The sequence below is a fragment of the Rhodococcus sp. 06-235-1A genome, from assembly GCF_002258785.1.
Classification (GTDB): Bacteria; Actinomycetota; Actinomycetes; order Mycobacteriales; family Mycobacteriaceae; genus Rhodococcoides.
In genome coordinates this window covers 22,492-48,508 of the sequence record NZ_NOYI01000037.1, presented here as the reverse complement: position 1 = coordinate 48,508, position 26,017 = coordinate 22,492, and the positions used below count along the sequence as shown (strand labels likewise).

At 65.0% G+C, this 26,017-nt stretch carries 29 protein-coding genes; 20 read left to right on the top strand and 9 right to left on the bottom strand.

The genetic code is table 11. From position 1 onward, the window contains the following. On the top strand, positions 1-689 hold a 689-nt coding region (locus CH275_RS29085), incomplete at its 5' end, for an HNH endonuclease signature motif containing protein (RefSeq protein ID WP_143546905.1). Positions 690-792: 103 nt separating this feature from the next. Here CH275_RS29085 and dapD read toward each other — a convergent pair. After that, positions 793-1,746 carry a 2,3,4,5-tetrahydropyridine-2,6-dicarboxylate N-succinyltransferase gene (gene dapD / locus CH275_RS29080; protein ID WP_094681537.1) on the bottom strand — a complete coding sequence of 318 codons (954 nt, stop codon included), beginning with the start codon at positions 1,744-1,746 and terminating at the stop codon, positions 793-795. A gap of 181 nt (positions 1,747-1,927) precedes the next feature. Between dapD and CH275_RS29750 the strand changes: the two genes are divergently transcribed. From CH275_RS29750 to CH275_RS29025, 12 genes are all read left to right on the top strand, one after another. Further along, positions 1,928-2,071 carry a hypothetical protein gene (locus CH275_RS29750; RefSeq protein WP_179276405.1) on the top strand — a complete coding sequence of 48 codons (144 nt, stop codon included), beginning with the start codon at positions 1,928-1,930 and terminating at the stop codon, positions 2,069-2,071. Between the two features lie 44 nt (positions 2,072-2,115). After that, entirely contained in the window at positions 2,116-3,060 is a 945-nt protein-coding gene (locus tag CH275_RS29075) for an SMP-30/gluconolactonase/LRE family protein (protein WP_094681536.1), read from the top strand. A gap of 10 nt (positions 3,061-3,070) precedes the next feature. Further along, positions 3,071-4,156 (top strand): succinyl-diaminopimelate desuccinylase, encoded by a 1,086-nt coding sequence (gene dapE / locus CH275_RS29070; protein ID WP_094681535.1) that lies wholly within the window; start codon positions 3,071-3,073, stop codon positions 4,154-4,156. 10 nt (positions 4,157-4,166) lie between these two features. Further along, on the top strand, positions 4,167-4,937 hold the full coding sequence (locus CH275_RS29065) for a TIGR00730 family Rossman fold protein (protein WP_094681534.1): 771 nt from the start codon (positions 4,167-4,169) through the stop codon (positions 4,935-4,937). Continuing rightward, positions 4,934-5,497 (top strand): TIGR00730 family Rossman fold protein, encoded by a 564-nt coding sequence (locus tag CH275_RS29060; RefSeq protein WP_094681533.1) that lies wholly within the window; start codon positions 4,934-4,936, stop codon positions 5,495-5,497. The genes CH275_RS29065 and CH275_RS29060 overlap by 4 nt, the downstream gene beginning before the upstream one ends. A gap of 91 nt (positions 5,498-5,588) precedes the next feature. Beyond that, positions 5,589-7,364, top strand: a complete 1,776-nt coding sequence (locus tag CH275_RS29055; protein ID WP_094681532.1) for a long-chain-acyl-CoA synthetase — start codon at positions 5,589-5,591, stop codon at positions 7,362-7,364. Between the two features lie 36 nt (positions 7,365-7,400). Further along, entirely contained in the window at positions 7,401-8,261 is an 861-nt protein-coding gene (gene folP / locus CH275_RS29050; RefSeq protein WP_094681531.1) for a dihydropteroate synthase, read from the top strand. Then, a complete protein-coding gene (locus tag CH275_RS29045; protein ID WP_094681530.1) occupies positions 8,258-9,187 on the top strand; it encodes a glucosyl-3-phosphoglycerate synthase in 930 nt (309 codons plus the stop codon). The genes folP and CH275_RS29045 overlap by 4 nt, the downstream gene beginning before the upstream one ends. Positions 9,188-9,218: 31 nt before the next feature. Continuing rightward, positions 9,219-9,599: a DivIVA domain-containing protein gene (locus tag CH275_RS29040; protein WP_094681529.1), complete on the top strand. Its 381-nt coding sequence runs from the start codon at positions 9,219-9,221 to the stop codon at positions 9,597-9,599. Continuing rightward, positions 9,596-10,204 (top strand): DNA-3-methyladenine glycosylase I, encoded by a 609-nt coding sequence (locus CH275_RS29035; protein WP_094681528.1) that lies wholly within the window; start codon positions 9,596-9,598, stop codon positions 10,202-10,204. The genes CH275_RS29040 and CH275_RS29035 overlap by 4 nt, the downstream gene beginning before the upstream one ends. Positions 10,205-10,300: 96 nt before the next feature. Beyond that, on the top strand, positions 10,301-10,468 hold the full coding sequence (locus tag CH275_RS29030) for a DUF3117 domain-containing protein (protein WP_008714277.1): 168 nt from the start codon (positions 10,301-10,303) through the stop codon (positions 10,466-10,468). 106 nt (positions 10,469-10,574) lie between these two features. After that, complete coding sequence (locus CH275_RS29025) at positions 10,575-11,429, top strand: methyltransferase domain-containing protein (RefSeq protein ID WP_094681527.1); 855 nt, start codon at positions 10,575-10,577, stop codon at positions 11,427-11,429. Positions 11,430-11,439: 10 nt separating this feature from the next. Here CH275_RS29025 and glgA read toward each other — a convergent pair whose 3' ends face one another. Then, positions 11,440-12,603, bottom strand: coding sequence for a glycogen synthase (gene glgA, locus CH275_RS29020; protein ID WP_094681526.1), 1,164 nt, complete (start codon positions 12,601-12,603; stop codon positions 11,440-11,442). 76 nt (positions 12,604-12,679) lie between these two features. On the opposite strand from glgA, the gene glgC reads away from it, so the two are divergent. Continuing rightward, positions 12,680-13,894 carry a glucose-1-phosphate adenylyltransferase gene (gene glgC / locus CH275_RS29015; RefSeq protein ID WP_094681525.1) on the top strand — a complete coding sequence of 405 codons (1,215 nt, stop codon included), beginning with the start codon at positions 12,680-12,682 and terminating at the stop codon, positions 13,892-13,894. Between the two features lie 68 nt (positions 13,895-13,962). Here glgC and CH275_RS29010 read toward each other — a convergent pair whose 3' ends face one another. After that, positions 13,963-14,574 (bottom strand): O-methyltransferase, encoded by a 612-nt coding sequence (locus CH275_RS29010; protein ID WP_094681543.1) that lies wholly within the window; start codon positions 14,572-14,574, stop codon positions 13,963-13,965. 185 nt (positions 14,575-14,759) lie between these two features. Here CH275_RS29010 and sigE point away from each other — a divergent pair, with 185 nt between their 5' ends. The 4 genes from sigE to tatB all read left to right on the top strand — a co-directional run bounded on the left by sigE (position 14,760) and on the right by tatB (position 17,883). Next, the gene (gene sigE, locus CH275_RS29005; protein ID WP_094681524.1) at positions 14,760-15,440 is read left to right on the top strand and encodes an RNA polymerase sigma factor SigE; all 681 of its coding nucleotides are present in this window, start codon (positions 14,760-14,762) and stop codon (positions 15,438-15,440) included. Positions 15,441-15,456: 16 nt separating this feature from the next. Beyond that, positions 15,457-15,783: a zf-HC2 domain-containing protein gene (locus tag CH275_RS29000; protein WP_094681542.1), complete on the top strand. Its 327-nt coding sequence runs from the start codon at positions 15,457-15,459 to the stop codon at positions 15,781-15,783. Between the two features lie 84 nt (positions 15,784-15,867). Then, the gene (locus CH275_RS28995) at positions 15,868-17,400 is read left to right on the top strand and encodes a S1C family serine protease (RefSeq protein ID WP_373453758.1); all 1,533 of its coding nucleotides are present in this window, start codon (positions 15,868-15,870) and stop codon (positions 17,398-17,400) included. A gap of 18 nt (positions 17,401-17,418) precedes the next feature. Then, complete coding sequence (gene tatB / locus CH275_RS28990) at positions 17,419-17,883, top strand: Sec-independent protein translocase protein TatB (RefSeq protein WP_094681523.1); 465 nt, start codon at positions 17,419-17,421, stop codon at positions 17,881-17,883. A 165-nt stretch (positions 17,884-18,048) separates the two neighbouring features. On the opposite strand, the gene CH275_RS28985 is transcribed toward tatB, so the two are convergent. From CH275_RS28985 to CH275_RS28960, 6 genes are all read right to left on the bottom strand, one after another. Continuing rightward, positions 18,049-18,822 carry an amino acid ABC transporter ATP-binding protein gene (locus CH275_RS28985; RefSeq protein ID WP_094681522.1) on the bottom strand — a complete coding sequence of 258 codons (774 nt, stop codon included), beginning with the start codon at positions 18,820-18,822 and terminating at the stop codon, positions 18,049-18,051. Then, positions 18,819-20,276 (bottom strand): amino acid ABC transporter substrate-binding protein/permease, encoded by a 1,458-nt coding sequence (locus CH275_RS28980; protein WP_094681521.1) that lies wholly within the window; start codon positions 20,274-20,276, stop codon positions 18,819-18,821. Before CH275_RS28980 ends, CH275_RS28985 begins: the two co-directional genes overlap by 4 nt. Before the next feature lie 92 nt (positions 20,277-20,368). Further along, positions 20,369-21,505: an Mrp/NBP35 family ATP-binding protein gene (locus CH275_RS28975; protein WP_094681520.1), complete on the bottom strand. Its 1,137-nt coding sequence runs from the start codon at positions 21,503-21,505 to the stop codon at positions 20,369-20,371. A 61-nt stretch (positions 21,506-21,566) separates the two neighbouring features. Beyond that, complete coding sequence (locus tag CH275_RS28970) at positions 21,567-22,439, bottom strand: lytic transglycosylase domain-containing protein (RefSeq protein WP_179276404.1); 873 nt, start codon at positions 22,437-22,439, stop codon at positions 21,567-21,569. 111 nt (positions 22,440-22,550) lie between these two features. Then, positions 22,551-23,093 (bottom strand): DUF1003 domain-containing protein, encoded by a 543-nt coding sequence (locus tag CH275_RS28965; protein WP_094681518.1) that lies wholly within the window; start codon positions 23,091-23,093, stop codon positions 22,551-22,553. Positions 23,094-23,113: 20 nt separating this feature from the next. Further along, on the bottom strand, positions 23,114-24,388 hold the full coding sequence (locus CH275_RS28960) for a magnesium transporter MgtE N-terminal domain-containing protein (protein WP_032375920.1): 1,275 nt from the start codon (positions 24,386-24,388) through the stop codon (positions 23,114-23,116). A 59-nt stretch (positions 24,389-24,447) separates the two neighbouring features. Between CH275_RS28960 and CH275_RS28955 the strand changes: the two genes are divergently transcribed. Next, entirely contained in the window at positions 24,448-25,404 is a 957-nt protein-coding gene (locus CH275_RS28955; protein WP_094681517.1) for an HpcH/HpaI aldolase/citrate lyase family protein, read from the top strand. Between the two features lie 67 nt (positions 25,405-25,471). Beyond that, positions 25,472-25,960 (top strand): general stress protein, encoded by a 489-nt coding sequence (locus CH275_RS28950; RefSeq protein WP_008714301.1) that lies wholly within the window; start codon positions 25,472-25,474, stop codon positions 25,958-25,960. Positions 25,961-26,017 lie beyond the last annotated feature (57 nt).

Here is a 26,017-nt window from a genome sequence, read left to right as displayed (position 1 = left end):
TCCTCGACCAATACCTCGCCTCCAGTAACCGCCCCATCGAAGGCGGCGAACGCCCGCACCTGAACCTGCACATCGGCCTGCGCGATCTCACCGACCTCCAGGGCAGCGCCGACACCGACGACATCACCGACGACATCACCGACGACGAGAACACCCGCACTGCAGCCGAATCCGATGAACCACCTGCCGCTGAGCGTGGCGCGTATCGCGACTTGTTCGGCGACGGCACTTCGGTCGGGTGGCTGCCGTGGATGGGACCGCTCTCCCGCCATACTTCCCGCCAGTTGGCGTGTGATTGTGTCCTCACTGCCATCGTGATGGACGAGAACGGTAACCCGTTGAACCTTGCGCGCACTGCACGCACCGTCACCGCCACACAGCGCAAAGCCCTCACCGCCCGCGATCACGGCTGCGCCTTCCCCGGCTGCGGCAAACCCGCCGCCTGGACCGAAGGCCACCACATTTGGCATTGGGCCGACGGCGGCCCCACCGACATGAACAACCTCGTCCTGCTCTGCGGATTCCACCACCGACTCATGCACCACTCCGACTGGGAAGTGTTCATCGGCACCGACAACCACCCGTGTGGGGGCACCTCCCGCTTGCGGGGGATCATCCCACCCGCAACCGTCGACCCCTACCGACAACCCCGACAATCCCACGCCCGAGCAGGCCCCCACATCGCATAACCAGCGCACCACACAAGCCCGCTGACAACTCCAGCCCCGCACCGTGAACACGGTGCGGGGCTGGAAGAGATTGTCGTACAGACTGATTCAGTGAAGCAGACTCTCAGTCGTTGGCGTGCAATGCCGCGTTCAGCTCGACTCCGGTGCCCTTCCACGGCACCACCTCGACAGCACCCGACAGAGAGTTACGACGGAACAGCAGGTTGGACTTCCCCGTCAGCGTCGCCGCCTTCACCACGGTGCCATCCGGTCCACTGACCTTCGTGCCCGCGGTGATGTACAGCCCCGCCTCGACGACGCAATCGTCACCGAGAGAAATGCCGAGCCCTGAGTTCGCACCGAGCAGGCAGCTCTTCCCGACCGAAATGACGTTCTTGCCGCCGCCGGAGAGCGTGCCCATGATCGACGCGCCGCCGCCCACGTCGGAGCCGTCGCCCACGATGACGCCCGCGGAGATCCGACCCTCGACCATCGAGTTGCCGAGCGTCCCGGCGTTGAAGTTCACGAAGCCCTCGTGCATGACCGTCGTTCCGCTGGCCAGATACGCGCCGAGACGGACGCGGTCGGCGTCGGCGATACGAACTCCGGTGGGAACGACGTAGTCGACCAGACGCGGGAACTTGTCGACGCCGTACACGGTCACGTGACCGCGGGCACGGAGCTTGGCGCGCACCGTCTCGAAACCGTCGACCGCCGCCGGGCCGAAGTTGGTCCACACGACGTTCGACAGCAGGCCGAACAGTCCGTCGAGATTCTGCCCGTGCGGCTGGACCAGCCGATGCGAGAGCAGATGGAGGCGCAGATATGCGTCGTGCGCGTCGATCGGAGCGTCGTCGAGCGATGCGATGCTGGTGCGCACTGCGACTACGTCGACTCCGCGGGCTTCGTCCGGTCCGACGAGAGCGGCCAGTTCCCCGGGGATATCGGATCCCTCGAGCCTGGTGGTACCGGTCTCGAAGCCCGACCCGAGCTCCGGGCTCGGAAACCAGGTGTCGAGAACGACACCCGATGTCGTGATGTTGGCAATACCTACTGCTGATGCTCCCTGTGCGCTCACGGGACGAAGAATACGCGGTGGACCCGGCGGGTGGGTTCGGCCGTCATCGCGGGAACGTCGACTGTTCCTGGACTCCGATCCGGACGCGGCGTCGGTTCGTTACCTGTTCGAGTGCCGAGTGTGATCGCATCGGGACGCGGGGCTATGGGTGGACGGCGGGGGAGCTGACAGAGTTTCACCGGTGACCACCCGCACCGGCTCGCGCAGTCGTGGACCTGCCGCAGTGATGGCCGAGGGTGTCTCGTTCACCGGACTGGTCACGACGCTGGCCACGACGATCGTTCTTGGAATCGCCCTGGGTTTGGTTGTCGCAGGGGCGTGGTAGACATGCCCATCGGCTGACAGGGGTCGCCGAGTCTGGGGGACGTCATGGGTTCGAGAAAGTTCACACACGTGCGGTCGGCAGTGATGGCGATCGCTGCGGCATCGATGGCGGCGGGCAGCGTCGTTGTCGGGTCGGGCACCGCAGTCGCAGCTCCCACCTGCGCCGGAGTCGGCGGACCGTCCGCGGTGGTCGCACGGATCCCGGGGGCGGCTCTCGAAGGACTGGCGGTGGACGCGTCGGGACGCGCCTATGTCACCGACATCGTGTCGGGCAGGGTCTTCCGAATCGACGCACCGGGCCGGCCCGCGTACCCCATCGCGAAGGTGCCGAGCGGCGGCGGAGGAGCGCTGGCCTGGATGCCCGACGGCACTCTGTTGGTCGGCTACGGAGCCGACCCTCGAGTATTCGTCGGTGACGCCGTCAAGGCCGCCGGCATCGTTCGACTCGACGTGAACACGCTTGCCGTCACTCCCTTCGCGAAGGGTCTCAGTGCGGCCAACGGACTCGCTGTGGCTGCCGACGGAACTGTCTACGCCACCAACGACTTCGGCTCACTCATCGGTCGGATCGGCCCCGACGGTTCCGTCGATCCGGACTGGGCTCGCTTCCCGAGCGCCAACGGCGCTGTCCTCGACGCGGCCGATCAGTATCTGTACGTCTCGCGAACATTCGTGAATCCAGGGGTCAGCCGAATTCCGATCGCCAACCCGTCGGCACCGGAAAGCCTGCTCGACCTGTCGGGGCTGGGCTCCTTCGGAGCCCCGGACGGGCTGACTCTCGATGCCGCCGGACGCCCCGTGGTACCTCTCAATGCCGGCGGATCCGTCGTCCGCATCGATGCACCGGGGGCCACGTGCGTTATCGGCACCGGTACCCGGTTGACCAGTGTCGTCGTCTACGGTCGCTCCGAACAGGGCTTTTCCAGCGGAAGATTGTTCGGCGCAGGCTTCGACGGCGTGGTCCGCGAGATTCCGGGGCCCAAAGCCTAGGGTTGTCGCCGTGACGCTCGAACTGCATGCCGACCCGATAGACCTCACCGCGGCACTGGTGGACATCCCCAGTGTCAGTGAGGACGAATCGCGCATCGCCGACGAGGTGGAGCAGGCGCTCCGCGAGCAGACCACGGGCTTCGAGATCATTCGGAGCGGCAACGCCGTTCTGGCCAGAACGAACCGCGGGCTCGGATCGCGGGTGATGCTGGCCGGCCATCTCGACACGGTTCCCATCGCAGACAACGTGCCCTCGCGGCGAGAGCACGACAGCGCCGAGGGCGACATCCTGCACGGGTGTGGAACTGTCGACATGAAGTCGGGCGACGCGGTGTTCCTGCATCTCGCAGCCACGATCGACAACCCAGCGCACGATCTGACCCTGGTGTTCTACGACTGCGAGGAGATCGCGGCCGCACGCAACGGACTGGGCCGTATCGAACGAGAGCTGCCCGAGTGGCTCGAAGCCGACGTCGCCATTCTCGGTGAACCGTCCGGTGGTTTCATCGAGGCCGGTTGCCAAGGGACGCTGCGGGTTCGGCTGACGGCGTCGGGAACGCGGGCGCACAGTGCGCGGTCCTGGTTGGGCGACAACGCAATTCACAAATTCGGTGCGGTCCTGAACCGACTCGCCGCGTATCGCGCACGCACCGTCGATATCGACGGTTGCGTGTATCGGGAAGGGCTGCAAGCAGTCCGGATCTCCGGTGGAGTCGCGGGCAACGTCGTTCCCGACGCCGCCGAGCTCGATGTCAACTTCCGGTTCGCGCCGGATCGCACCGTCGAGGAAGCCGTCGAACACGTTCGTGAGGTGGTCGAGGGACTCGATCTGGGCTTCGAGGTCACCGACTCGTCACCCGGAGCGCTTCCCGGTCTGAACCGACCCGCAGCGGCCGCTCTCATCGAGGCCGCGGGCGGTCAGTTCCGAGCCAAATACGGCTGGACGGACGTGTCCCGGTTCTCGGCGCTCGGAATCCCGGCGGTCAACTACGGGCCCGGCGATCCAAACCTCGCCCACAAGCGCGACGAACGCGTGCCCGTCGAGCAGATCACGCACGTCACACAGGTCCTCCGGGCCTACCTCACCGCCCGATAGCCTGAACGCCATGAACAGCGTCGAGGAGCACGGCAGCTCCGAGGAACACAGCGGCGAGAAGTCGGCCAAGCACAAGGGATCCGTCGTGTTGCGGCGCGGCCGAAACACCGAGACGTCCACGTCGGATCAACGGCTGCTCGACGAGCGTGGATCCGGTAACTGGATTCACTCGGACACCTGGCGCGTCCTGCGTATCCAGAGCGAATTCGTCGAGGGATTCGGCGCACTCGCCGAGGTACCGAAAGCAGTGACGGTGTTCGGCTCGGCCCGCACCCCCGTCGACCATCCCGAGTATGCGCGAGCTCGGCAGCTCGGAGCCGCCCTCGCGAAGGAGGGTTTCGCCGTCATCACCGGCGGTGGCCCCGGGGCGATGGAGGGTGCCAACCGTGGCGCGTGCGAGGCCGACGGCTACTCGATCGGGCTCGGCATCGAGCTTCCGTTCGAGCAGGGTCTCAACGAGTGGGTGGATCTGGGCGTCAACTTTCGATACTTCTTCGTCCGCAAGACCATGTTCGTGAAGTACTCCCAGGCGTTCGTGTGTCTGCCCGGCGGCTTCGGTACCCTCGACGAACTCTTCGAGGCATTGACCCTGGTGCAGACGGCCAAGGTCACCAGGTTCCCGATCGTGTTGCTGGGCACGGATTTCTGGTCGGGACTGCTCGACTGGATCAGGACGACTCTGGTGAAAGAAGGCAAGGTGTCCGAGAAGGACCTCGATCTGATCCACTGCACGGACAGCGTCGACGAGGCCGTCCGCATCGTCCGCGAGGCCCAGCAGTGAGCGAGCGCGCATCCACCGAGCCTGGGCTCAGTATCTGCGTCTACTGCGCGTCGGGTCCCGTCGATTCCTCCTTCATCGACCTCGCCCGCGACGTCGGGACCGAGATCGGTCGACGCGGCTGGCAACTCGTCTCGGGCGGCGGCAACGTCTCGATGATGGGCGCGGTGGCCGCGGCGACGCGAGCGGCAGGCGGCAACACCGTCGGCGTGATTCCGAAAGCGCTCGTGCACCGCGAGGTCGCCGATGTCGACGCGGACGAGCTGATCGTCACCGACACCATGCGCGAGCGTAAGAAGATCATGGAGGACCGCGCCGACGCGTTCATCACGTTGCCCGGCGGTATCGGGACGCTCGAGGAGCTGTTCGAGACGTGGACGGCCGGCTACCTGGGAATGCACAGCAAGCCGATGGTGATGCTCGATCCATTCGGGCATTTCGACGGCATGCTGCAGTGGATCGACGGTCTGCGTGCGACCGGATTCGTGCAGCAGCGCGCGCTCGATGCCCTGGTCAGAACGACATCGGTCGACGAAGCTCTGGACGCCTGCGCCACGTTGTGACAGGTCACCAACCTCGGGGGCCGAGTGGGATGCTCAAAGTTGTTACTCTCAAGTAGGGTAAGAAATCTCACACCGTCTCAAAGGGGAGTTCATGGCTGTCGATGCCCGTCAGAAAATTGGAGTGACCGACCTCGCGGTCGCGTTGCCGAAAATGGTGACGGAAGTGCCGAGTCTGCTCAAGGGTCTGGCGGGATTCACCCGTAAGCCCGACCACAAGGCGTCGATCGGCCAGATCTTCCAGGACACCGCCGCCAAACACAGCGATCGTCCGTTCGTGCGGTTCGAGGGCGAATCGATCTCGTACAAGGACGCGAACGATCTGGTCAACCAGTACGCGGCCGTGTTCGCCGATCATGGAGTCCAGCGTGGCGACGTCGTCGGAGTACTGAGCAAGAACCGTCCCGAGGCGTTGTTCGCCGCACTGGCGGCCGTCAAGCTCGGAGCCACTGCGGGAATGCTGAACTACAACCAGCGCGGCGACGTGCTCGAGCACAGCCTCGGGATCCTCGACGCGAAGGTACTGGTTCTCGACGAGAACGCGCAGGAAGCGCTCGATTCGCTCGACGGGGAACCGAAGGTCGGAGCAGTGCTGCCGCTGAAGAAGCTGGCCGAGCTCGCAGCCTCCGCATCGACGGCGAATCCGAAGGTCACCGCCGAGATCCAGGCCAAGGAGAAGGCGTTCTACATCTTCACCTCGGGTACCACAGGCATGCCGAAGGCCAGCCTGATGAGCCATTTCCGCTGGCTCAAGTCGATGTCCGGGCTGGGCAACATGGGTGTTCGGTTGCGCAGCAACGACGTCATCTACTGCTGCCTGCCGCTGTACCACAACAATGCTCTGACGGTGACGCTGTCCTCGGTGCTCGCCGGTGGCGCGACCATGGCCATCGGCAAGCAGTTCTCGGTGAGCAATTTCTGGGACGACATCCGGGTCAACAAGGCCACGGCGTTCACCTACATCGGTGAGCTGTGCCGTTACCTGCTGACGCAGCCGAAGAAGAGCTCCGACCGCGACAACTCGGTCAAGCTGATCGTCGGCAACGGACTGCGCCCGGAGATCTGGGAAGAATTCACCGAGCGGTTCGGCATCTCCCGCGTCGCCGAGTTCTACGGTGCCAGCGAGTGCAACATCGCATTCATCAACGCCCTGAACATGAAGAAGACCGCGGGCATCTGCCCGCTCCCGTACGCCGTGGTGCAGTACGACGAAGAATCCGGAAAGGCCAAGCGCGGCCAGGACGGCAAGCTCCGCAAGGTCGGCAACGGCGAGATCGGATTGCTGCTGTCCAAGATCACCGACCGGGCACCGTTCGACGGCTACTCCGACGACAAGGCCACCGAGAAGAAGATGGTGCGCGACGGCTTCAAGGACGGTGACGCCTGGTTCGACACCGGCGACCTGGTCCGCAAGCAGGGCTGGATGCACGTCGCCTTCGTGGATCGCCTCGGTGACACCTTCCGCTGGAAGGGCGAGAACGTGGCCACCACCCAGGTCGAGGGCGCCATCGGTGGACACTCGTCGGTCGACGGTGCCGTCGTGTACGGCGTCGACATCGAGGGAACCGACGGCAAGGCAGGCATGGCTGCGGTGACGTTGCGCGAGGGCGAGACGTTCGACGGCAAGTCGATGGCCGAGCACCTCTACGACAAGCTCCCGACCTACGCGGTACCGCTGTTCGTCCGCATCGTCGACAGCCTCGAGCAGACCTCGACGTTCAAGAGCCAGAAGGTGGCCCTGCGCAAGCTCGGCTACGAAGAAGACAGTGCGAGCGATCTGTACGTGCTGCGCGGCAAGTCCGGTGGCTACGAGAAGGCGTACGACGGGTACGTCGACGAGGTCGCCGCAGGTAAGGCCCCCAAGGGCTGAGCAGTCGAAACATGCGCGCGTGTCACTATTGATTTCATGAGCACCCTCTGCGGCAAACCGGTCGCCGACGATCGCGCTTTGGTGATGGCGATCGTCAATCGCACCCCCGATTCGTTCTACGACGGGGGTGCGAACTTCTCCGACGATGCAGCTATGGCGTCGGTGCATCGGGCCGTCGCGGAGGGTGCCGACATGGTGGATATCGGCGGTGTGAAGGCCGGTCCCGGCGACATCGTGGACGCCGACGAGGAGATCCGCCGCGTTGTTCCGTTCGTCGAGGCCATCCGGGACGCCTATCCGGAACTGCTGATCAGTGTCGACACCTGGCGCAGCGAGGTTGCCCGATTGGCCTGCGGAGTCGGCGCGGATCTGATCAACGACACCTGGGCAGGAGCAGATCCCGAGTTGGTGCGCGTCGCTGCCGCCGAGGGGGTCGGCATCGTCTGTTCACACACCGGCGGCGCTGTGCCGCGCACGCGGCCGTATCGGGTTCGGTACGCCGATGTGGTGGCCGACGTGATCGCGGAAGTCACCGCAGCCGCCGAGAACGCAGTCGCCGAGGGGGTGAAAAAAGATTCGATTCTGATCGATCCGACGCACGACTTCGGGAAAAACACCTATCACGGGCTCGAGTTGTTGCGGCGGGTGGACGATCTTGTAAACACCGGGTGGCCTGTGCTCATGGCGCTGAGCAACAAGGACTTCGTAGGCGAGACTCTAGGGGTAGAGCTCGCCGACCGGTTGGAGGGAACATTGGCAGCGACAGCATTGGCCGCAGCAGGCGGAGCCCGAATGTTCCGGGTGCACGAAGTTGCGTCGACCAGAAGAGTCGTCGACATGGTGGCAGCGATCCAGGGGCTCCGAACCCCGTCGCGGACGGTCAGGGGTCTGGCATGACACTCGCAGATCGAACGGATGTGACCAGGGCGTGGTCCGAGACCAACAGCTGGGACACCCCGCAATGGACAATCGCCGAACTCGAGGCCGCCAAGGCGGGCCGGACAGTATCGGTGGTTCTCCCCGCGCTGAACGAGGAGCAGACGGTCGCCGCCGTCATCGACACCATCCATCCGTTGCTCGGCGGCCTCGTCGACGAGCTGATCGTGTTGGACTCCGGTTCGACGGACGAAACGGCCGTACGTGCCACGGCGGCCGGTGCGCGAGTCATCAGCCGAGAAGAAGCAGTACCCGGCGTCGATCCGGTACCGGGCAAGGGCGAGGTGCTGTGGCGTTCGGTCGCCGCGTCGACCGGTGACCTCATCGCGTTCGTCGACTCCGATCTGATCAACCCCGACCCGGCGTTCGTGCCCAAGTTGCTCGGGCCCCTGCTGATGGGCGACGGTATCCACCTCGTCAAGGGCTATTACCGCCGTCCGTTGCGCACCAGTGGGACAGAGGATGCCAACGGTGGTGGACGCGTCACCGAACTCGTGGCCAGGCCGCTGCTCGCTGCCCTGCGACCGGAATTGACGGGCGTCATTCAGCCTCTCGGCGGGGAATACGCGGGCACTCGGGAGCTGCTGTCCGCGGTGCCGTTCGCGCCCGGCTACGGAGTGGAGATCGGGCTGTTGCTCGACACGTACGACAGGCTCGGTCTGCAGGCGATCGGTCAGGTGAATCTCGGTGTGCGCAAGCACCGCAACCGTCCGCTGGTCGAACTCGGGGCGATGAGCAGGCAGATCGTCGGAACGATGCTGAACCGGTGCGGCATGGTCGATTCCGGGGCCGGTCTGATGCAGTTCCGGGTCGACGGTGACTCGTTCGAGCCGTTCTCGACCGAGGTGTCGCTGCTCGATCGACCGGCGATGAACTCGCTGAAATAGTCGTGTCGGACGGTCGTGACAAGATCGTGGCATGTTGACGCTGCTGATCTACGTCGTCGTCATTGCCGTCGTCGCTGCTGCATTGTTCTTCGTGGCGTCGATCGTGTTCGGTCGCGGTGAGGAGCTGGGCCCGCTGCCCGAGGGAACCACCGCGACCGTTCTGCCTGCGGAGGGCGTCACCGGTCCCGATGTGCGCTCGCTGAAGTTCCAGCAGACCCTGCGGGGATACAAGCCCAGCGAGGTCGACTGGGCACTCGAGCGGCTCGGCGGCGAAATCGACATGCTCAGGTCCAGGTTGTCCGCAGCGCAGTCCTCGGCCACCGCGCAGTCCTCGAACGCAGCGCAGTCCTCGACCACCGCGCAGTCCTCGACCGTCCCACAGGCGGCCGTATCCGAGCCGGACGAGCAGTGAGCGCTGTCGCGGGACCGGACGGCAGGCTGCGCTGCCCCTGGGGTGCCACCGACAACGAGCTGTATCGGGATTACCACGACACGGAGTGGGGACAGCCCCTCCACGGGCGCAACGAACTGTACGAGCGGTTGTGCCTCGAGGCGTTCCAGTCGGGGCTGGCGTGGATCACGATCCTGCGCAAGCGCGACAGTTTTCGCAGCGCATTCGCCGGTTTCGACCCGGAGCGAGTGGCAGGTTTCGGCGAGGCCGACGTCGAACGATTGATGAACGACGCGTCCATCGTGCGTAATCGCCTCAAGATCGAGGCCGCGGTGAGCAATGCTCGGGCCGTTCTCGACCTGGACGACACGGACCTCGACACCTTGCTCTGGTCCTTCGCTCCCGAACCTCGGCCTGCGCGTCTCACGGAGCTCACCGAGGTCCCGGCCTCGACCCCCGAATCGAAGGCCATGGCCAAGGAGCTCAAGCGTCGAGGGCTTCGGTTCGTCGGTCCGACAACCGCCTACGCCTTGATGCAGGCCACCGGAATGGTCGACGATCACCTGTCGGGGTGTTGTGTGCAGGTCACGAATACCGACTCCGATTCCCGGTATCGGGGTCGATAGGGAAGAATAGGACTCAACACCCGTCGCCCCGCGACGAAATATATCTTTTAGGCCGAGGCGCCGTGCTGATGGGCGCAGATCTGGAGGGAGCAGAGGATGGCGGCGATGAAGCCCCGGACCGGGGACGGTCCCCTCGAAGCAACCAAAGAGGGACGAGGAATCGTCATGCGTGTCCCGCTCGAGGGGGGCGGCCGATTGGTCGTCGAATTGACCCCCGACGAGGCCGCGGCACTAGGTGACGAACTGAAGGGTGTCACCGGCTGATAGTCACGTCGATCGATCGTCGCTCAGCCCCGCTCGCCGCACCGGCAAGCGGGGCTTTGTGTTGTGTCGAACTGCGGGATTCGTCTCGATGTGGAGGAGGTGCTCGATGTTGACCGACGTCGTCGATCTGCTGCTGTGTCCGCAGTGCCGGGCACGCGACGTCGAATCCGGGCTCGGCGTCGGCGATACCGACAGGACGCTGTGGTGCGATCGCGGGCATTCGTTCGACGTGGCGCGGCAGGGTTACGTCAGTCTGTTGACCGGAGACGGCGGCAAGTTCACCGGTGACTCGGCCGAGATGATCGCCGCTCGCGACGCGTTCCTCGGCAAGGGCCACTTCGATTCGATCGCGGCAGCGGTCTCGGCTGCCGTCCCGGCCGACACCGAGGTGGTGCTCGATGTCGGTGTCGGCACGGGTCACTATCTCGCGGCCGTCCTCGACGCCCGTCTCGATGCGCGGGGGATAGGCGTCGACGTGTCGAAGTTCGCCGCTCGCCGCGCCGCGCGCTCACATCCTCGGCTGGGATCGGTGGTCGCGGACATCTGGAGCGGCTTGCCGGTACGGACCGAGAGTGTGTCCGCAGTGACGTGCGTCTTCGCTCCGCGCAACGCCGGTGAACTGAATCGGATCCTTGTCGACGACGGTGTACTGGTGGTCGTCACTCCCACGTCCCGGCATCAGCGCGAGCTGCGAGGGCCGCTCGGCCTCATCGGCGTCGAGGAAGACAAGACCCGCCGGCTCGGCGAATCGTTGTCGAGCATGTTCGAGCCGGTGGCCGAGTCTGCGTTGCAGTACCCGATGATGCTCTCGCACAACGATATCGAGGCGCTGATCGGGATGGGCCCGTCGTCGCGTCACGGCGACCCCGATGCGCGGTCGGCCGCTCTGAGGCAGCTACCGGACATCACCGAGGTCACCGCGTCGGTGACGGTGTCGACCTATCGCAAGGCGAATCGCTGAGTCGTCCCGATCAGCGGCGGCGCGCCAACGCGTCGTTGTAGACGGCGAGGGTCTGCTTGGCGATCGACGCCCACGAGAACTCGGCGACGGCGCGCTCGCGTCCTGCCTTGCCCATGGCCGTTGCGAGTGCGGGGTCGAGGACGACCTCGTTGACGGTGTCGGCCAGGTTTCGTTCGAAGGCGTCGGGTTCGTAGGAGTTGTAGTGCACCAGCCGTCCGGTGCGGCCGTCGTCGACGACCTCGGGGATGCCGCCGACATCCGATGCCACGACGGCAGTTTCGCAGGCCATCGCCTCGAGGTTGACGATGCCGAGTGGCTCGTACACCGAGGGGCAGACGAACACGGATGCTGCAGTGAGTATCTCGCGAATCTTGTCGGTGGGCAGCATGTCCTTGACCCAGAAGACGCCGCTGCGCTGCTCGGCGAGCAGCGCCACTGCGCGCTCGGTTTCCGCAGCGATCTCCGGGGTGTCGGGTGCGCCTGCGCACAGAACGAGCTGGATCGACGGATCGAAATGGTGGGCGGCCGCGATCAGATGCCCGACGCCCTTCTGTCGGGTGATGCGCCCGACGAAGGCGACGATCGGCTTGCTTCGATCCACGCCGATCTCGTCCAGGGTCGAGGTGCCGTGGTCGGCGAACCAACGCTGCGTGTCGATTCCGTTGCGCACCACGTGGACTCGACTCGGATCGAGGCGCGGATAGGCGTCGAGCACATCTTTGGCCATGCCCTCACTGACGGCGATGACGGCGTCGGCGTATTCCACGGCGTTGCGCTCGGACCAGGACGAGATGCGGTATCCGCCGCCGAGTTGCTCGGCCTTCCACGGCCGTCGCGGCTCGAGGGAGTGAGCGGTGAGGATGTGGGGGACGTCGTACAACTCGGCCGCGAGGTGACCCGCGAGGCCGGTGTACCAGGTGTGCGAATGGACCACGTCCGCGTCGGCGGCTGCGTTCGCCATCCGCAGCTCTGCCGACAGGGTCGTCAACGCAGCGTTGGCTCCGGCGAGCGCGGGATCCGGGTCGTGCACCTGCGCAGTGTCGCGGGGCGCGCCCATACAGTGGATGTCCACGTCGCACAGTGACTTCAGCTGCGCGGACAACTCGGTGACATGAACTCCTGCGCCACCGTAGATCTCCGGGGGATATTCCTTGGTCATCATTGCTACGCGCACGTGAACGAACCTACATTCCCCAGCAGTTGTGCGTGTACTGCTCGCAAGGTTCTCTCGGTGCGGATAGGTTGAGTGGGTGAGGACACAACCGCACGTACTAGGGATCGTGCTTGCCGGCGGCGAGGGTAAGCGTCTTTACCCGATGACCGCGGACCGAGCCAAGCCGGCAGTTCCCTTCGGGGGCGCCTACCGACTCATCGACTTCGTGCTGAGCAATCTCGTCAATGCCGGTTACCTCCGGCTCTGCGTGCTCACCCAGTACAAGTCCCATTCACTGGACCGCCACATCTCGCAGACGTGGCGGCTGTCCGGGTTCGCCGGGGAGTACATCACCCCGGTTCCGGCGCAGCAGCGTCTCGGGCCCCGGTGGTACACCGGCAGCGCCGACGCGATCTTCCAATCGCTGAACCTGGTGTACGACGAGGACCCCGAGTACATCGTGGTCTTCGGAGCCGATCACGTGTACCGGATGGATCCGGAGCAGATGGTGCAGCAGCACATCGACTCCGGTGCGGGCGTGACCGTCGCCGGTATCAGGGTCCCGCGCAGCGAGGCATTCGCGTTCGGGTGCATCGATTCCGACGAAAACGGCAAGATCACCCAGTTCCTCGAGAAGCCGGCGCAACCGCCCGGCACACCGGACGACCCGGACGTCACCTACGCGTCCATGGGCAACTACGTGTTCACCACCAAGGTGCTCGTCGACGCCATCAAGGCCGACTCCGAGAACGTCGACTCCGATCACGACATGGGTGGCGACATCATTCCCGCGCTCGTCGAAGCGGGCGTCGCCTCGGTCTACGACTTCAACGACAACGTCGTGCCAGGTGCCACCGAACGCGACCGCGGTTACTGGCGTGACGTCGGCACCATCGATGCGTTCTACGACGCCCACATGGACCTGGTGTCGGTCCACCCCATCTTCAATCTGTACAACCGCCGCTGGCCCATCCGCGGATCGGCCGAGAACCTGCCACCCGCGAAATTCGTTCAGGGCGGCTTGGCTCAGGAATCGGTGGTCGGTGCCGGCTGCATTCTGTCGGCCGCCACCGTGCGCAACTCGGTACTCAGCTCCAACGTCATGATCGACAGCGGTGCGACAGTCGAGGGCAGCGTTCTGATGCCCGGCGTCAAGATCGGTAAGGGTGCCGTCGTGCGGCACGCGATTCTGGACAAGAACGTCGTCGTCGGTGACGGCGAGATCATCGGCGTGGATCACGAACGCGATCGTGAACGATTCAACGTCAGCGCCGGGGGAGTCGTCTCCGTCGGTAAGGGCGTCTGGATCTAGGAGCCTGCGGCACGTGCGCGGTAATTCGTAGCTGAATCCGAGTTACCGCGCACATGCGGCGCAGCAGCTCACGCTCTCGACGCGCAGATCAGGCCGTCGCCGAGCGGCAGTAGCACCGTCGTGAGCCGCTCGTCCTCGGCAATCGCTCGCGCAGCGGATCGGACGGCAACGGCGGTGGCGTCGCGCTGAGTGGGATCGGCGACCCGTCCACCGAGCAACGCATTGTGCAGCACCAGAACTCCGCCGGGGCGCAGCAACCGAACGCTCTCGGCAACGAAGTGTGGATGGTCCGCTGGACTGGCGTCGATGAACACGAGGTCGTAGGTGTCGTCGGCCAATCGGGGGAGCACATCCAGCGCCCAGCCGTTGATCAACCGGGTGCGTGAGGGCGCAATTCCTCCGGCGCGGAACGCTTCTCGGGCCGCCCGCTGATGTTCGGGCTCGGTGTCGATGGTGGTGAGGACGCCGTCCGCGCGCATCCCGTCGAGCAGCCACAATCCGCTGATCCCTGCGCCGGTTCCGATTTCGACGACCGTCTTCGCTCCGAGCATCTGCGTGAAGACGGACAGAATCGCTCCGACCGACGGCGGGACCGGGGCCGCGCCGAGATCGACGGCACGCTCTCTGGCTGCTATCAGAACCTCGTCCTCCTGAGCGGAGTCTTCGGCGTAGGCGAGCATCTTCTCGGCATTGGTCGGCACGCCCCGAGGTTATCGTGCCCCGGGCAACTTCTCACGCACACATTCTCAGGTGCGCCTCAGGTGATTCATACCGGACCCACACGAGGATCGGTCAGGCTATGGAGGAATCGAAGGTCCGTCTCGATTGCGAAGTGTGAGCTGGAACATCCGAGGGTAGTCGTCGGTTGAATCAGAAGGACGTACGCAGTCCTGAGCAGGAGGATCCAGCTATTTACAAGTTCAACGGCGATCGCGACACCGCGCGTCTACCCGAGTCTGTACCCGCGCCCGAAGACCTCAGCGGAACCGCAGTGTTCGATGCGACCGGCGAGGATTCCACCATGCCGTCCTGGGACGAGCTGGTTCGCGAGCACGGCGACCGCGTGTACCGACTCGCATACCGCCTCTCCGGCAATGCTCAGGATGCCGAAGACCTGACCCAGGACACGTTCATCCGGGTGTTCCGTTCCCTGTCCAACTACCAGCCGGGCACATTCGAGGGGTGGCTGCACCGCATCACCACGAACCTGTTCCTGGACATGGTTCGACGCCGCAGCCGGATCCGCATGGAAGCGCTGCCCGAGGATTACGACCGCGTTCCCTCCGACCGACCCAACCCCGAGCAGATCTACCACGACGCACGACTCGATCCCGATCTGCAGTCCGCACTCGACTCGCTGGCACCGGAGTTCCGCGCCGCAATCGTGCTGTGCGACATCGAAGGACTGTCGTACGAAGAGATCGGTGCGACACTGGGAGTCAAGCTCGGAACGGTCCGCAGTCGCATTCACCGTGGACGCCAGGCGCTACGCGAGTACCTTCGAGTGCACGGGAAGGTCGACTCAGGTCACGCAAGTGTCCACTAGCTACGAGGAGGGTTGGATGACGCAGGCGCGCAAGCCCCGGCAGTTCAGCTCCACCGAACATCTGGCCAGTGAGGCCGTTGCGGCATACGTCGACGGCGAACTACGAATGCCCGCTTACCTCCGTGCTGCCCACCACCTTGCCGAGTGCCCGGAGTGCGCGGCCGAGGTCGAGGCCCAGCAACAGGCCCGTCGGGCCCTGCGCGGGGCCGGCGAGATGTCGATGCCGCATTCGTTGCTCGGCTTGCTCAGTCAAATACCGTCGTGCGCTGGGGACGACCGGCCCACCCACACCAAACGAACCTTCATGTCGTCCGTGGCAAGCGTCCGCCGCCGTCGACGTTGATCGCATCGAGATCTGCCCGACGACTTCTCACCTGCATCGAGCCGCGCCGACCGCTCGAGTGATACTGAACTCTCACACCGACGTATGCGAGGGGTAACCGGACGCGTGACATCGAATTCGACCAGCACCGAGACCGCAGGCACCGACCCATCGGATTTCGAAGCCGCGCAGAACGGTCCGGAAGGTCCACGGTTGCCACCGCGTCCGGTATATCGGCCCTCCGTCGATCCGATGTCGGCCTCGGTGTTCGGACGTCCCGACGATGTCGACGGCTCTTTCTCTCCGCGCCGACCCGGTGAACAGTTGCCCTCGCGGGTGTCGGTTCGGCCACCCGATCCGGTTCTCGCCGAGGCGTTCGGGCGTCCGGTCGATGCCCAGGAATCGCTTCAGCGCGATCCCGACGCCGAGAACGGGACGACCGCCGCGCCGTCGGAGCCGGCCGATCCGTGGCGCGATCCCACGTCGCGGGTGTCCCTCGGCAGCGCCGCGGTCGACACGCCACCGCCTCCCGTTCTTCCGCCGGGCACCAAACTCGGTGTCCGCGACGTGCTGTTCGGTCGCTCGGTGTCCATCCGGGCTCTCGTCGTGCTCGGTGTTCTCGCGCTCGTCATCGGGCTGGTCGGCGGCCTGTTCGGTCGTCTGACCGCAGAGGTCACAGGCGCTCTGACAAGCCAGAAGGTCACTCTGACCCAGTCCAGTGGCGACGACATCCCGCGCGGTCAGATCAGCAAGGTCGCCGACGCCGTCCTGCCATCCGTCGTGTCGATCCAGGTGACGCTGGGGGAGACCGGGGGCACCGGCTCGGGCGTCGTACTGAGCGGTGACGGCTACATCGTGACGAACAACCACGTGATCTCACTCGCCGCGTCCGACCCGGACAACTCGACACTCGAAGTGACCTTCTCCGACGGCACCAAGGTGCCAGGACGCATCGTCGGCCGCGACACCAAGACCGACCTCGCTGTCCTCAAGACCGATGTGGGCAACCTGACCGAGGCCGTACTCGGGCGCTCGGAGGACGTTCGCGTCGGCCAGGACGTCATTGCCGTCGGATCGCCGCTCGGGCTGAACAAGACGGTCACCTCGGGCATCGTCAGCGCGCTCGACCGGCCCGTCGCGCTGTCGGGGGAAGGCACCGATACCGATGCCGTCATCGACGCCGTACAGACCGACGCCGCGATCAACCCCGGTAACTCCGGTGGCCCGCTCATCGACTTCGAGGGACGCGTCATCGGTATCAACTCGGCGATCCGAAGCGAGAGCGGTGGCTCGGTCGGCCTCGGGTTCGCAATTCCTGTCGACGAGGTCTTCGAGGTGACGCAGTCGTTGATTCGGGACGGCGTCATGCGGCACCCGGACTTCGGCATCAACGCCCGATCGGTCATCAACGACACCTCGGCCGGCGCGGAAGTAGCGAACGTCCGCGCCGACGGTCCGGCGCAACAGGCCGGGATCGTCGAAGGCGACGTCATCACCAAGGTCGGCGACCGCACCGTGGGCGACGCGGACGAACTCGTGGTCGCGGTGCAGGAAACCACGATCGGCCAAGCGGTACCCGTACAACTCGTCCGTTCCGGTCGGCTGGTGGACGTCTCCGTCACGCCGGTTTCGGACTGACGACGTAGGCTGGCAGGCGTGTTCGGCAACATCGGTTGGGGAGAGCTCGTAATTCTCCTCGTAGCAGCTCTGGTCATCCTCGGCCCGGATCGCCTTCCCGGCGCGATCAGCTGGGTGTCCAAGTCCATCCGCCAGGTCAAGGACTATGCCAACGGCGCGAGTCAGCAGCTCAAGGACGAGCTGGGCACCGACTTCGAGGACCTTCGCAAGCCGCTGGCCGACCTCAACCAGCTCAGGGGAATGACCCCGCGAGCGGTGATCACCAAACACCTGCTCGACGGCGACGATTCGATCTTCAAGAACCCCCTGGACGACACCTTCAAGGGCAAGCCCTTCGAGACCAAGCCCTTCGAGACCAAGCCGAAGAATTCAGGCGGCCCGACGCCCCAGATCAGCACTCCACAGGGTGGGGTGTCGATGAGCAAGAACGAACCGAAACTGGCGGCCGGCGATACTCCGCCGATCGACGCCGACGCCACCTAGCCTGAATCCTTCCTCGTTCGGTCTCACCCGTCCGCGTGAATGGACCCTTGCATACGTCTGGGCGCGGCAATGGTCCATTGACGCCGACACCGCTGCTGCGTGAATGGACCACTGCACACGTCTGAGCGCGGCAGTGGTCCATTGACGCAAACGGGGGAGCGCGGGCTAGAGCACCTTGTTCAGGAAGTCCTGGGTACGTGTGTTCTGTGGATTCCCGAACAACTCGTCGGGGGTTCCCTCCTCGACGATGACGCCCTCGGCCATGAAGATCACACGATCCGCGACCTCGCGGGCGAAGCCCATCTCGTGGGTCACGACGACCATCGTCATACCGCCTTTGGCGAGGTCGCGCAGCACCTGCAGTACTTCGCCGACCATCTCGGGGTCGAGTGCGCTGGTGGCCTCGTCGAACAGCATGATCGACGGGCTCATGGCCAATGCTCGGGCGATGGCGACACGCTGCTTCTGCCCGCCGGAGAGGTTGGCCGGCTTGTAGTCCGCGCGCTCGCTCAGGCCGACCTGTTCGAGCAGTTCGACGGCCGAATCCTTGGCCTGCGACTTCGACATCTTCTTGGTCTCGACGGGCGCGAGCATGACGTTCTCGAGGGCGGTCATGTGCGGGAAGAGGTTGAAGTGCTGGAACACCATGCCGATGTTCTGGCGCACCTTGTCCAGGTCGACGTTCTTGGCAGTGAGGTCGGTGCCGTCGACGACGACCGATCCGGCGGTGATGTCCTCGAGCTTGTTCAGGCAACGCAGGAACGTGCTCTTGCCGGAGCCCGATGGCCCGATCACGCACACCACTTCACCGTTGGCGATCTCGGCGTCGATGCCCTTGAGGACCGTGTTGTCGCCGAACGCCTTCTGCAGGCCCTTGATGGAGATCTTGGTTCCGGAACCGCTGTCGACCGGCAGGTCCTTGGTCAGTTCGGTGCTCATTTGTTGATCCTCTTCTCGAGCCGGTTCGACAGCTTGGTGAGAGCCATGATGATGATGAAGTACAGAACGCCGACGATGAGCCACATGTTGAACGACTCGAAGTTGCGGGCGATGATCAGACGACCCGTCTGTGTCAGTTCGGCGAGGCCGATGACCGAGAGCAGTGACGTGTCCTTGAGCGTGATGACGAACTGGTTGATATACGACGGGATCATCGTGCGAATTGCCTGTGGCATCACCACTTTTCGCATCGACTTGAGGTAGCTGATGCCGAGACTGCGCGACGCTTCCATCTGGCCCTTGTCGACGGCGAGGATGCCGCCGCGGACGATCTCGGCCATGTAGGCACCGGCGTTGAGCGAGAGGGTGATGATGCCTGCGGTGAACGCCGACATCTGGAAGTTCAGCGCCGCGGGCACACCGAAGTAGATGAAGAATGCCTGCACCAGAAGCGGTGTGCCACGGAAGATGTCGACGTAGGTGGTGCCGATACCGCGGAGCACGATGTTGGTGGAGACGCGGAACAGGCCGAAGATGCCGCCCAGTACCAACGCGATGGCGATGGAAATGACGGTCAACACGATGGTCAGCCACAGGCCCTTGAGCAACAGCTGCCAACTGCTGGCGATGAGGCCGGGGATGGACGTGTCTGCGGTGGACGCATCGGCGTTGAGGTAGGTGTCGAGAATCTGGTCGTACTGGCCGTTGGCGCGCAGGTTCTCGAGGCCGGTGTTGAACTGCTCGAGCAGCTGCGCGTTGGTGCCCTTGGCGACGGCGAATCCGTAACTGGCACCGGCTTCTTTCTCGGTGACGGTCTTGAATCCGTTGCCCTGGGTGATGCCGTAGGCGAGCACCGGGTAGTCCTCGAAGGCGGCCGCGGAGTTACCGGTGCGCACTTCCTCGAACATCGTCGCCGAGTCGTCGAAGCTCCGGATGGTGAAGCCGTACTGATCTGCGATCGACGCGGCGAAGGTCGCGCCCTCGGTGCCGTTCTTGACTGCGACGGACTTGCCGCGCAGATCCTCGTAGCCCTTGATCTCGTCGTTGGAATCCAGAATCGCCATCTGGACACCGGAATCGAAGTACGGCTCGGAGAAGTCGAAGGTGGCCTTGCGTTCGTCGGTGATCGACATGCCGGCGATCATTCCGTTGAACTGGCCGCTGGTGACGCCCTGGAGCGCGGTATCGAAACCGACTTGCTCGACGGTGTAGTCGAAACCCTGATCCACCGAGATCGCGGCGAGCAGGTCCATATCGATTCCGACGAGTTTGCCTGTCTCGTCCTGGAATTCGAACGGCGCGAACGTGGTGTCGGTCGCGATCGAATAGTTCTGGGCGGGCGGGGCGGGTTGCGCCGACGCCATGGCGGGACCGAGCATCGATCCCAGCAGGGTGATCAGCAGTGCGATCAGAACCGGAACGACGACCGGCCTGACCCGATGCGGCTTCTTCATGAAGGCCACTCTCTATCGACAGTAGGATTGAAGGCAAATCATAAGGCTCCAACCCTGTTTCCCGCGTCGTTTGTCGGGTATAAGCGCGCGCTCTACAGCTTGCGTGCCGAATCGATACCGAGCGACATTCCCACCAGGCCTCGCTCGCGTACGGCGAGTTTCGCCGCGACGGCCTCGAGTGCTTGTGCCGCAGGCGATTCCGGGTTGCTCAGCACGATCGGTGTGCCGGCGTCACCGCCCTCTCGGACGGCGGTGTCGAGAGGAATCTGGCCCAGTAGCGGAACGCTCGCACCGACTGCTTTGGTCAATCTGTCCGATACGTCCTGTCCGCCACCGGATCCGAAGATGTCCATCCGGGTGCCGTCGGGCAATTCGAGCCACGACATGTTCTCGACGACACCGGCGACGCGCTGACGGGTCTGCAGTGCAATCGCTCCGGCTCGCTCGGCCACCTCGGCCGCGGCCTGCTGCGGCGTGGTGACCACGAGGATCTCCGCGCTCGGAATGAGCTGTGCGACAGAGATCGCCACGTCCCCGGTGCCGGGCGGAAGGTCGAGCAGCAGAACGTCCAGGTCGCCCCAGAAGACGTCGGCGAGGAACTGCTGCAACGCACGGTGCAGCATCGGCCCGCGCCAGACGACGGGAGTGTTGCCCTGCGTGAACTGGGCGATCGAGATGAACTTCACGCCGTGCGCCTGCGGCGGCATGATCATCTTCTCGACCTGAGTGGGCCTGGCGTCGTTACCGAGCATCCGCGGCACGGAGTGACCGTAGATGTCGGCGTCGAGCACACCCACCGACAGCCCACGAGCGGTCAGGGATGCCGCGAGGTTGACCGTCACGCTGGATTTACCGACGCCGCCCTTGCCCGACGCCACCGCGTACACGCGCGTCAGGGATCCGGGTTGCGCAAAGGGGATGATCGGCTCTGCGGAATCGCCACGCAAGGACTTGCGGAGTTCGGTGCGCTGCTCGTCGTTCATCACGTCGAGTTCGACCGTCACGGTGCCCACACCTGCGACGTCGGCGACGGCGTTCTTCACGCGATCGCTGATCTCGGTCTTCATCGGGCAGCCGGAGGTGGTGAGGTAGATCCCGACACCGACGGCTCCGTCGGCGGAGATGTCGATGCTCTTGACCATCCCGAGGTCGGTGATGGGTTTGCGGATCTCGGGGTCGATGACCTTCGTCAGCGCGGTCCGAACGTCGGATTCGGTCAGTACAGCCATTGCCTCATGCTAGGCGGTGCGCCGACTCCCGATGAACAGCAGGGCTGGCACGGACACCCGATCAGTGAATGCGCGGCAGCTGGTCGGAGGTCGGGACGATGCCGGTGGCGTAGCCGGCCGACCAGGCGAGCACGTTCGCGACGTAGGCCATCGAATTGTTGTAGCGCAGGATCGCTTTGGTGGTCGATCCCAGGTCGCGCATGTTGGTGCCGCCGTCGCACAGGTACATGCCGGTGGCCAGGGCCGCGTCGTACAGGTTCTGTGGGTCGGAGACTCCGTCGCCGTTGCCGTCGGCGTGATAGAGGTTCCACGTCGAGGGCAGGAACTGCATGGGTCCCACGGCGCGGTCGTACTGGGTGTCGCCGTCGAGTGCGCCGCCGTCGGTGTCGCGAATCACCTGATTGCCGGCGAGGGTGCCGTTCAGAACCGGGCCGAGGATGGGCTCGTGCAGCTCGCCCGAGTCGTCGACCTTGCCGTTGTTGGCGTGGGTGGACTCGACGCGGCCGATGCCGGCGATGACGGTCCAGCTGATGCTGCAGCCGGGCTGCTGCTGGGCCAGGATCCGCTCGGCGTTCTTGTAGGCGGCGACGTTGACGACCGGGATCGCGATGGGGCTGACGGCCAGGTTGGTCGGGAGCTCCGGTGTGGGCGGGATCTCAGGGACCGGTGCGGCTGCAGGAACCGGTGCCGGTACCGGAAGCTCGGCCTGGGCCACCGGCTGTGCCTGCTGATCCTGTGCGATCGGTTGCGGTGTTTCGACCACGGCGTTCGATTCCTGTGCTGCCGGTGTGGTCTTGGCGGAGACGAACGGAATGTATTCCGTTGCTCCAGCGCTGGTGGCGGCGGTGACGAGTCCTGCGGGGACGAGACCTGCCAGAGCAATCACCGAATTCCGTCGAACCTTGGAAGTCGATGCTTTTCTGTGACGACCCACGCGTGCTGTACCTCCTGATTTCCCCGGTGAGAACCGGGGCCCGACCTGATGACCGGGATCGAGGGTACCTGATTCGAGACTGTTCTGTTATCGAGCCGTTACAGAGCAGGTCTAGGGCGTATCGGCGTCCGACGCTACCGGCATACCCGCGTCGTCCTGCGCCCGTGCGGCCGCCTTCTTGCGTGCCTTCTTCGGTGCGGTGACCGGTTGACCCGTCGCATGTTCGAGCAGCGCCTTGATCTCGTCGAGTTCACGGCGCAGGTAGTCGCGGGTAGCGACCTCACCGACGGCGATGCGCAGCGCAGCGAGCTCGCGGGCCAGGAATTCGGTGTCGGCCTTGGTCTGTTGGGCGCGGGAGCGGTCCTCCTCGAGGGAGACGCGGTCGCGGTCGTCCTGCCGATTCTGGGCCAGCAGAATCAGCGGCGCGGCGTACGCGGCCTGAGTCGAGAAGGCGAGGTTGAGCAGGATGAAGGGATACGGGTCCCACTGCAGATTGACCGCAACGACGTTGAGGAAGATCCAGACGATCACGATGGCCGTCTGAATGGCCAGATAGCGCCCGGTGCCGAGGAACCTGGCGGCTTTCTCGCCCGACTTGCCGAGATCGAAGTCGAGATTGACGTTGAACATCCGCGATCCGCGCGGGGTGTCCATTCTCTGGCGTGCTGTTTCTTTCACTGTCCGGCCACTTCCTGATCTCGCCAGTCCTCGGGCAGCAGGTGATCGAGGACGTCGTCCACGGTCACGGCCCCGACCAGGTGGTCCTCGTCGTCGACCACCGGGCCGCAGACGAGGTTGTACGTCGCGAAGTATCGCGTGACGGCGGTGAGGCTGTCGTCGGGGGACAACCGCGGAAGAGCGCTGTCCACCACTCCGCCGACCAGGCTCGCCGGGGGTTCTCGCAGTAGCTGCTGCAAATGGACGCAGCCGAGGTAAGGCCCGGTCGGAGTCGCGGTCGGGGGCCGCACCACGAACACCAGGGATGCCAGCGCAGGCGTCAGGTCGGGGTTGCGCACCCGGGCGAGCGCCTCGGCCACCGTCGTCGACGCGGTCAGCACGACCGGCTCGGGGGTCATCAGACCACCGGCGGTGTCGGGGGAGTGTTCGAGCAGACGGCGGACGGGTGCCGAGTCCTCCGGATCCATCAGTCGCAGAAGCGATTCCGCCTCGGTCTCGGGCAACTCGCCGAGTAGGTCGGCGGCGTCGTCCGGGTCCATGGCCTCGAGCACGTCGGCACCGCGGTCGACGCCGAGGTAGTGCATCAACTCCACCTGATCGTCGTCGGGCAATTCCTGAACGACGTCCGCGAGCCGCTCGTCGTCGAGCGCCCGCGCCACCTCCATGCGGCGTTTGACGGGAAGCTCGCGCATCGCGTTCGCCACGTCGGCCGCGCGGAGATCCTCGAACTGCATGAGCAGTTGCGCCACCCCCTGATCGGGCATCGACAGCTCGTTCTGCGTGAGCCCCTGCACGTGCTGCCAGTCCACGACGTGGATCGCACCGCGGCGCGCGAGGCGCTGACGCTGCTTACGCACAGCCACTCGCGCGACCACCCAGTCCCGCGTTCGGGTGAGCTCGATACCGAGGTCGACGACGATCGAATCGGCGTCGTGCAGTTCGTCGAGTTCGGGATCGTCGACGCGCACCTTGGAGTCGAGAATCTGCGCGAACACCAGGATCTCGTTGGCGCGCTGGGTGAATCGACGCAGACTGACGTTACCGGTCGTGAGCTGAACGGAGTTGGGCTCGATGCTGGTCACGCGCAGCATCGGCACGAAAATTCTTCGGCGAGTTGCCAATTCGACCACGAGGCCGAGGACTCTCGGCTGCGCTCTGCCGACACGCATCGAGATGACCACGTCGCGAACCCGACCGATCGATTCGCCGTCGGGGCCCAGGACACCCAGGCCTGCGAGCCTGGCCGCGAATACCTTGCTCAGTGCTGCCATGATGGCAAGGTTAGAGGCTGGGCAATACAGACTATGAATCAGACAGGGGTTGTGCTGCGGTGAGTGCGTCGGGCCTAAGGAGATCGGTACTGGCCGTTCCGGGCAGTTCGGACAAGATGATCGCCAAGGCCAAGGGCCTCCCCGCCGACGCGATCTTCCTCGATCTCGAAGATGCCGTCGCGCCGATCGCGAAAGTCGAGGCGCGGGCGCGCATCGTCGATGCACTGAACTCCGACGGCTGGGGCGATCAGATCAAGGTCGTCCGGGTCAACGACTGGACGACGCAGTGGACCTACGGCGACGTCATCGACGTCGTCTCGGGCGCAGGCCGCAACCTCGACGCCATTCTGTTGCCGAAGGTCGAGTGCGCCGCGCACGTACAGGCGTTGGATCTCCTTCTCACCCAGCTCGAGAAGGAGCACGGTCTCAACGTCGGTGCGATCGGGATCGAACCGCAGATCGAGAGTGCACGCAGCCTGCGCAACATCGACGAGATCGCGACCGCGAGCCCCCGGGTACAGACGTTGGTGTTCGGGCCCGCGGACCTGATGGCCAGCGTGAACATGCGCACCCTCGTCGTCGGCGCACAGCCGTTGGGATACGACACCGGCGACGCCTATCACCACATTCTGATGACCATTCTGCTCGCCGCGCGGACCCACGGACTGCAGGCGATCGACGGCCCGTACCTGCAGATACGCGACCTCGAGGCCTTTCGTCGGGCGGCGGGGCGCACCGCAGGCCTCGGTTTCGACGGCAAGTGGGTACTGCATCCGACGCAGATCGAGGCAGCCAACGAGATCTTCGCGCCGCGGCAGTCCGACTACGACAAGGCCGAGCTGATTCTCGACGCGTACGAGTTCCACACCTCCGCGGCGGGCGGCGGCCGCGGGGCGGTGATGCTCGGCGACGAGATGATCGACGAGGCGAGCCGCAAGATGGCGCTGGTCGTCTCGGCGAAGGGGCGCGCGGCCGGCCTGACGCGTACGACGACGTTCGAGCCGCCCACCTCCTGATCCGTCGTCACGTTCGCGGACAGAACAATGGGTGTGCCGAGTGTCCGTTTCGGGGCACAATGGAGTCATGACCAATCCCCTCTCGCAGTCCGGTCGCCCAGGGCAGGGCCTGCCGACGCCGCCCTCCGGCTGGCCCATCGGTTCGTACCCCACCTACGCCGAGGCTCAGCGCGCCGTCGACTACCTCTCCGACGAAGAGTTCTCGGTGCAGGACGTGACGATCGTCGGCGTCGATCTGATGCAGGTCGAGCGCGTCCTCGGCCGCCTCACGTGGCCGAAAGTCATTGGTGGAGGCATTGTTTCGGGCGCATGGCTGGGAGTCTTCCTCGGTCTGGTGCTCGGAATCTTCAGTGAGAACATCTTCGGAGCGCTGCTCATCGGCGTCGGCGGTGGCATCATCTTCGGCCTGATCTCGGCGTCCATTCCGTACGCGGCCACCAAGGGGCAGCGAGATTTCGCGTCGAGCATGCAGTTGGTCGCGGGCCGATACGACGTACTCTGCGAGCCCCGAACCGCGGAGAAAGCACGCGACTTGCTCGCCAAACTGTCGATCTGATCACACCTGGTGGACGACCAGGCAACCGACAGGTAACGGAATAGCCCCAAATCGCCC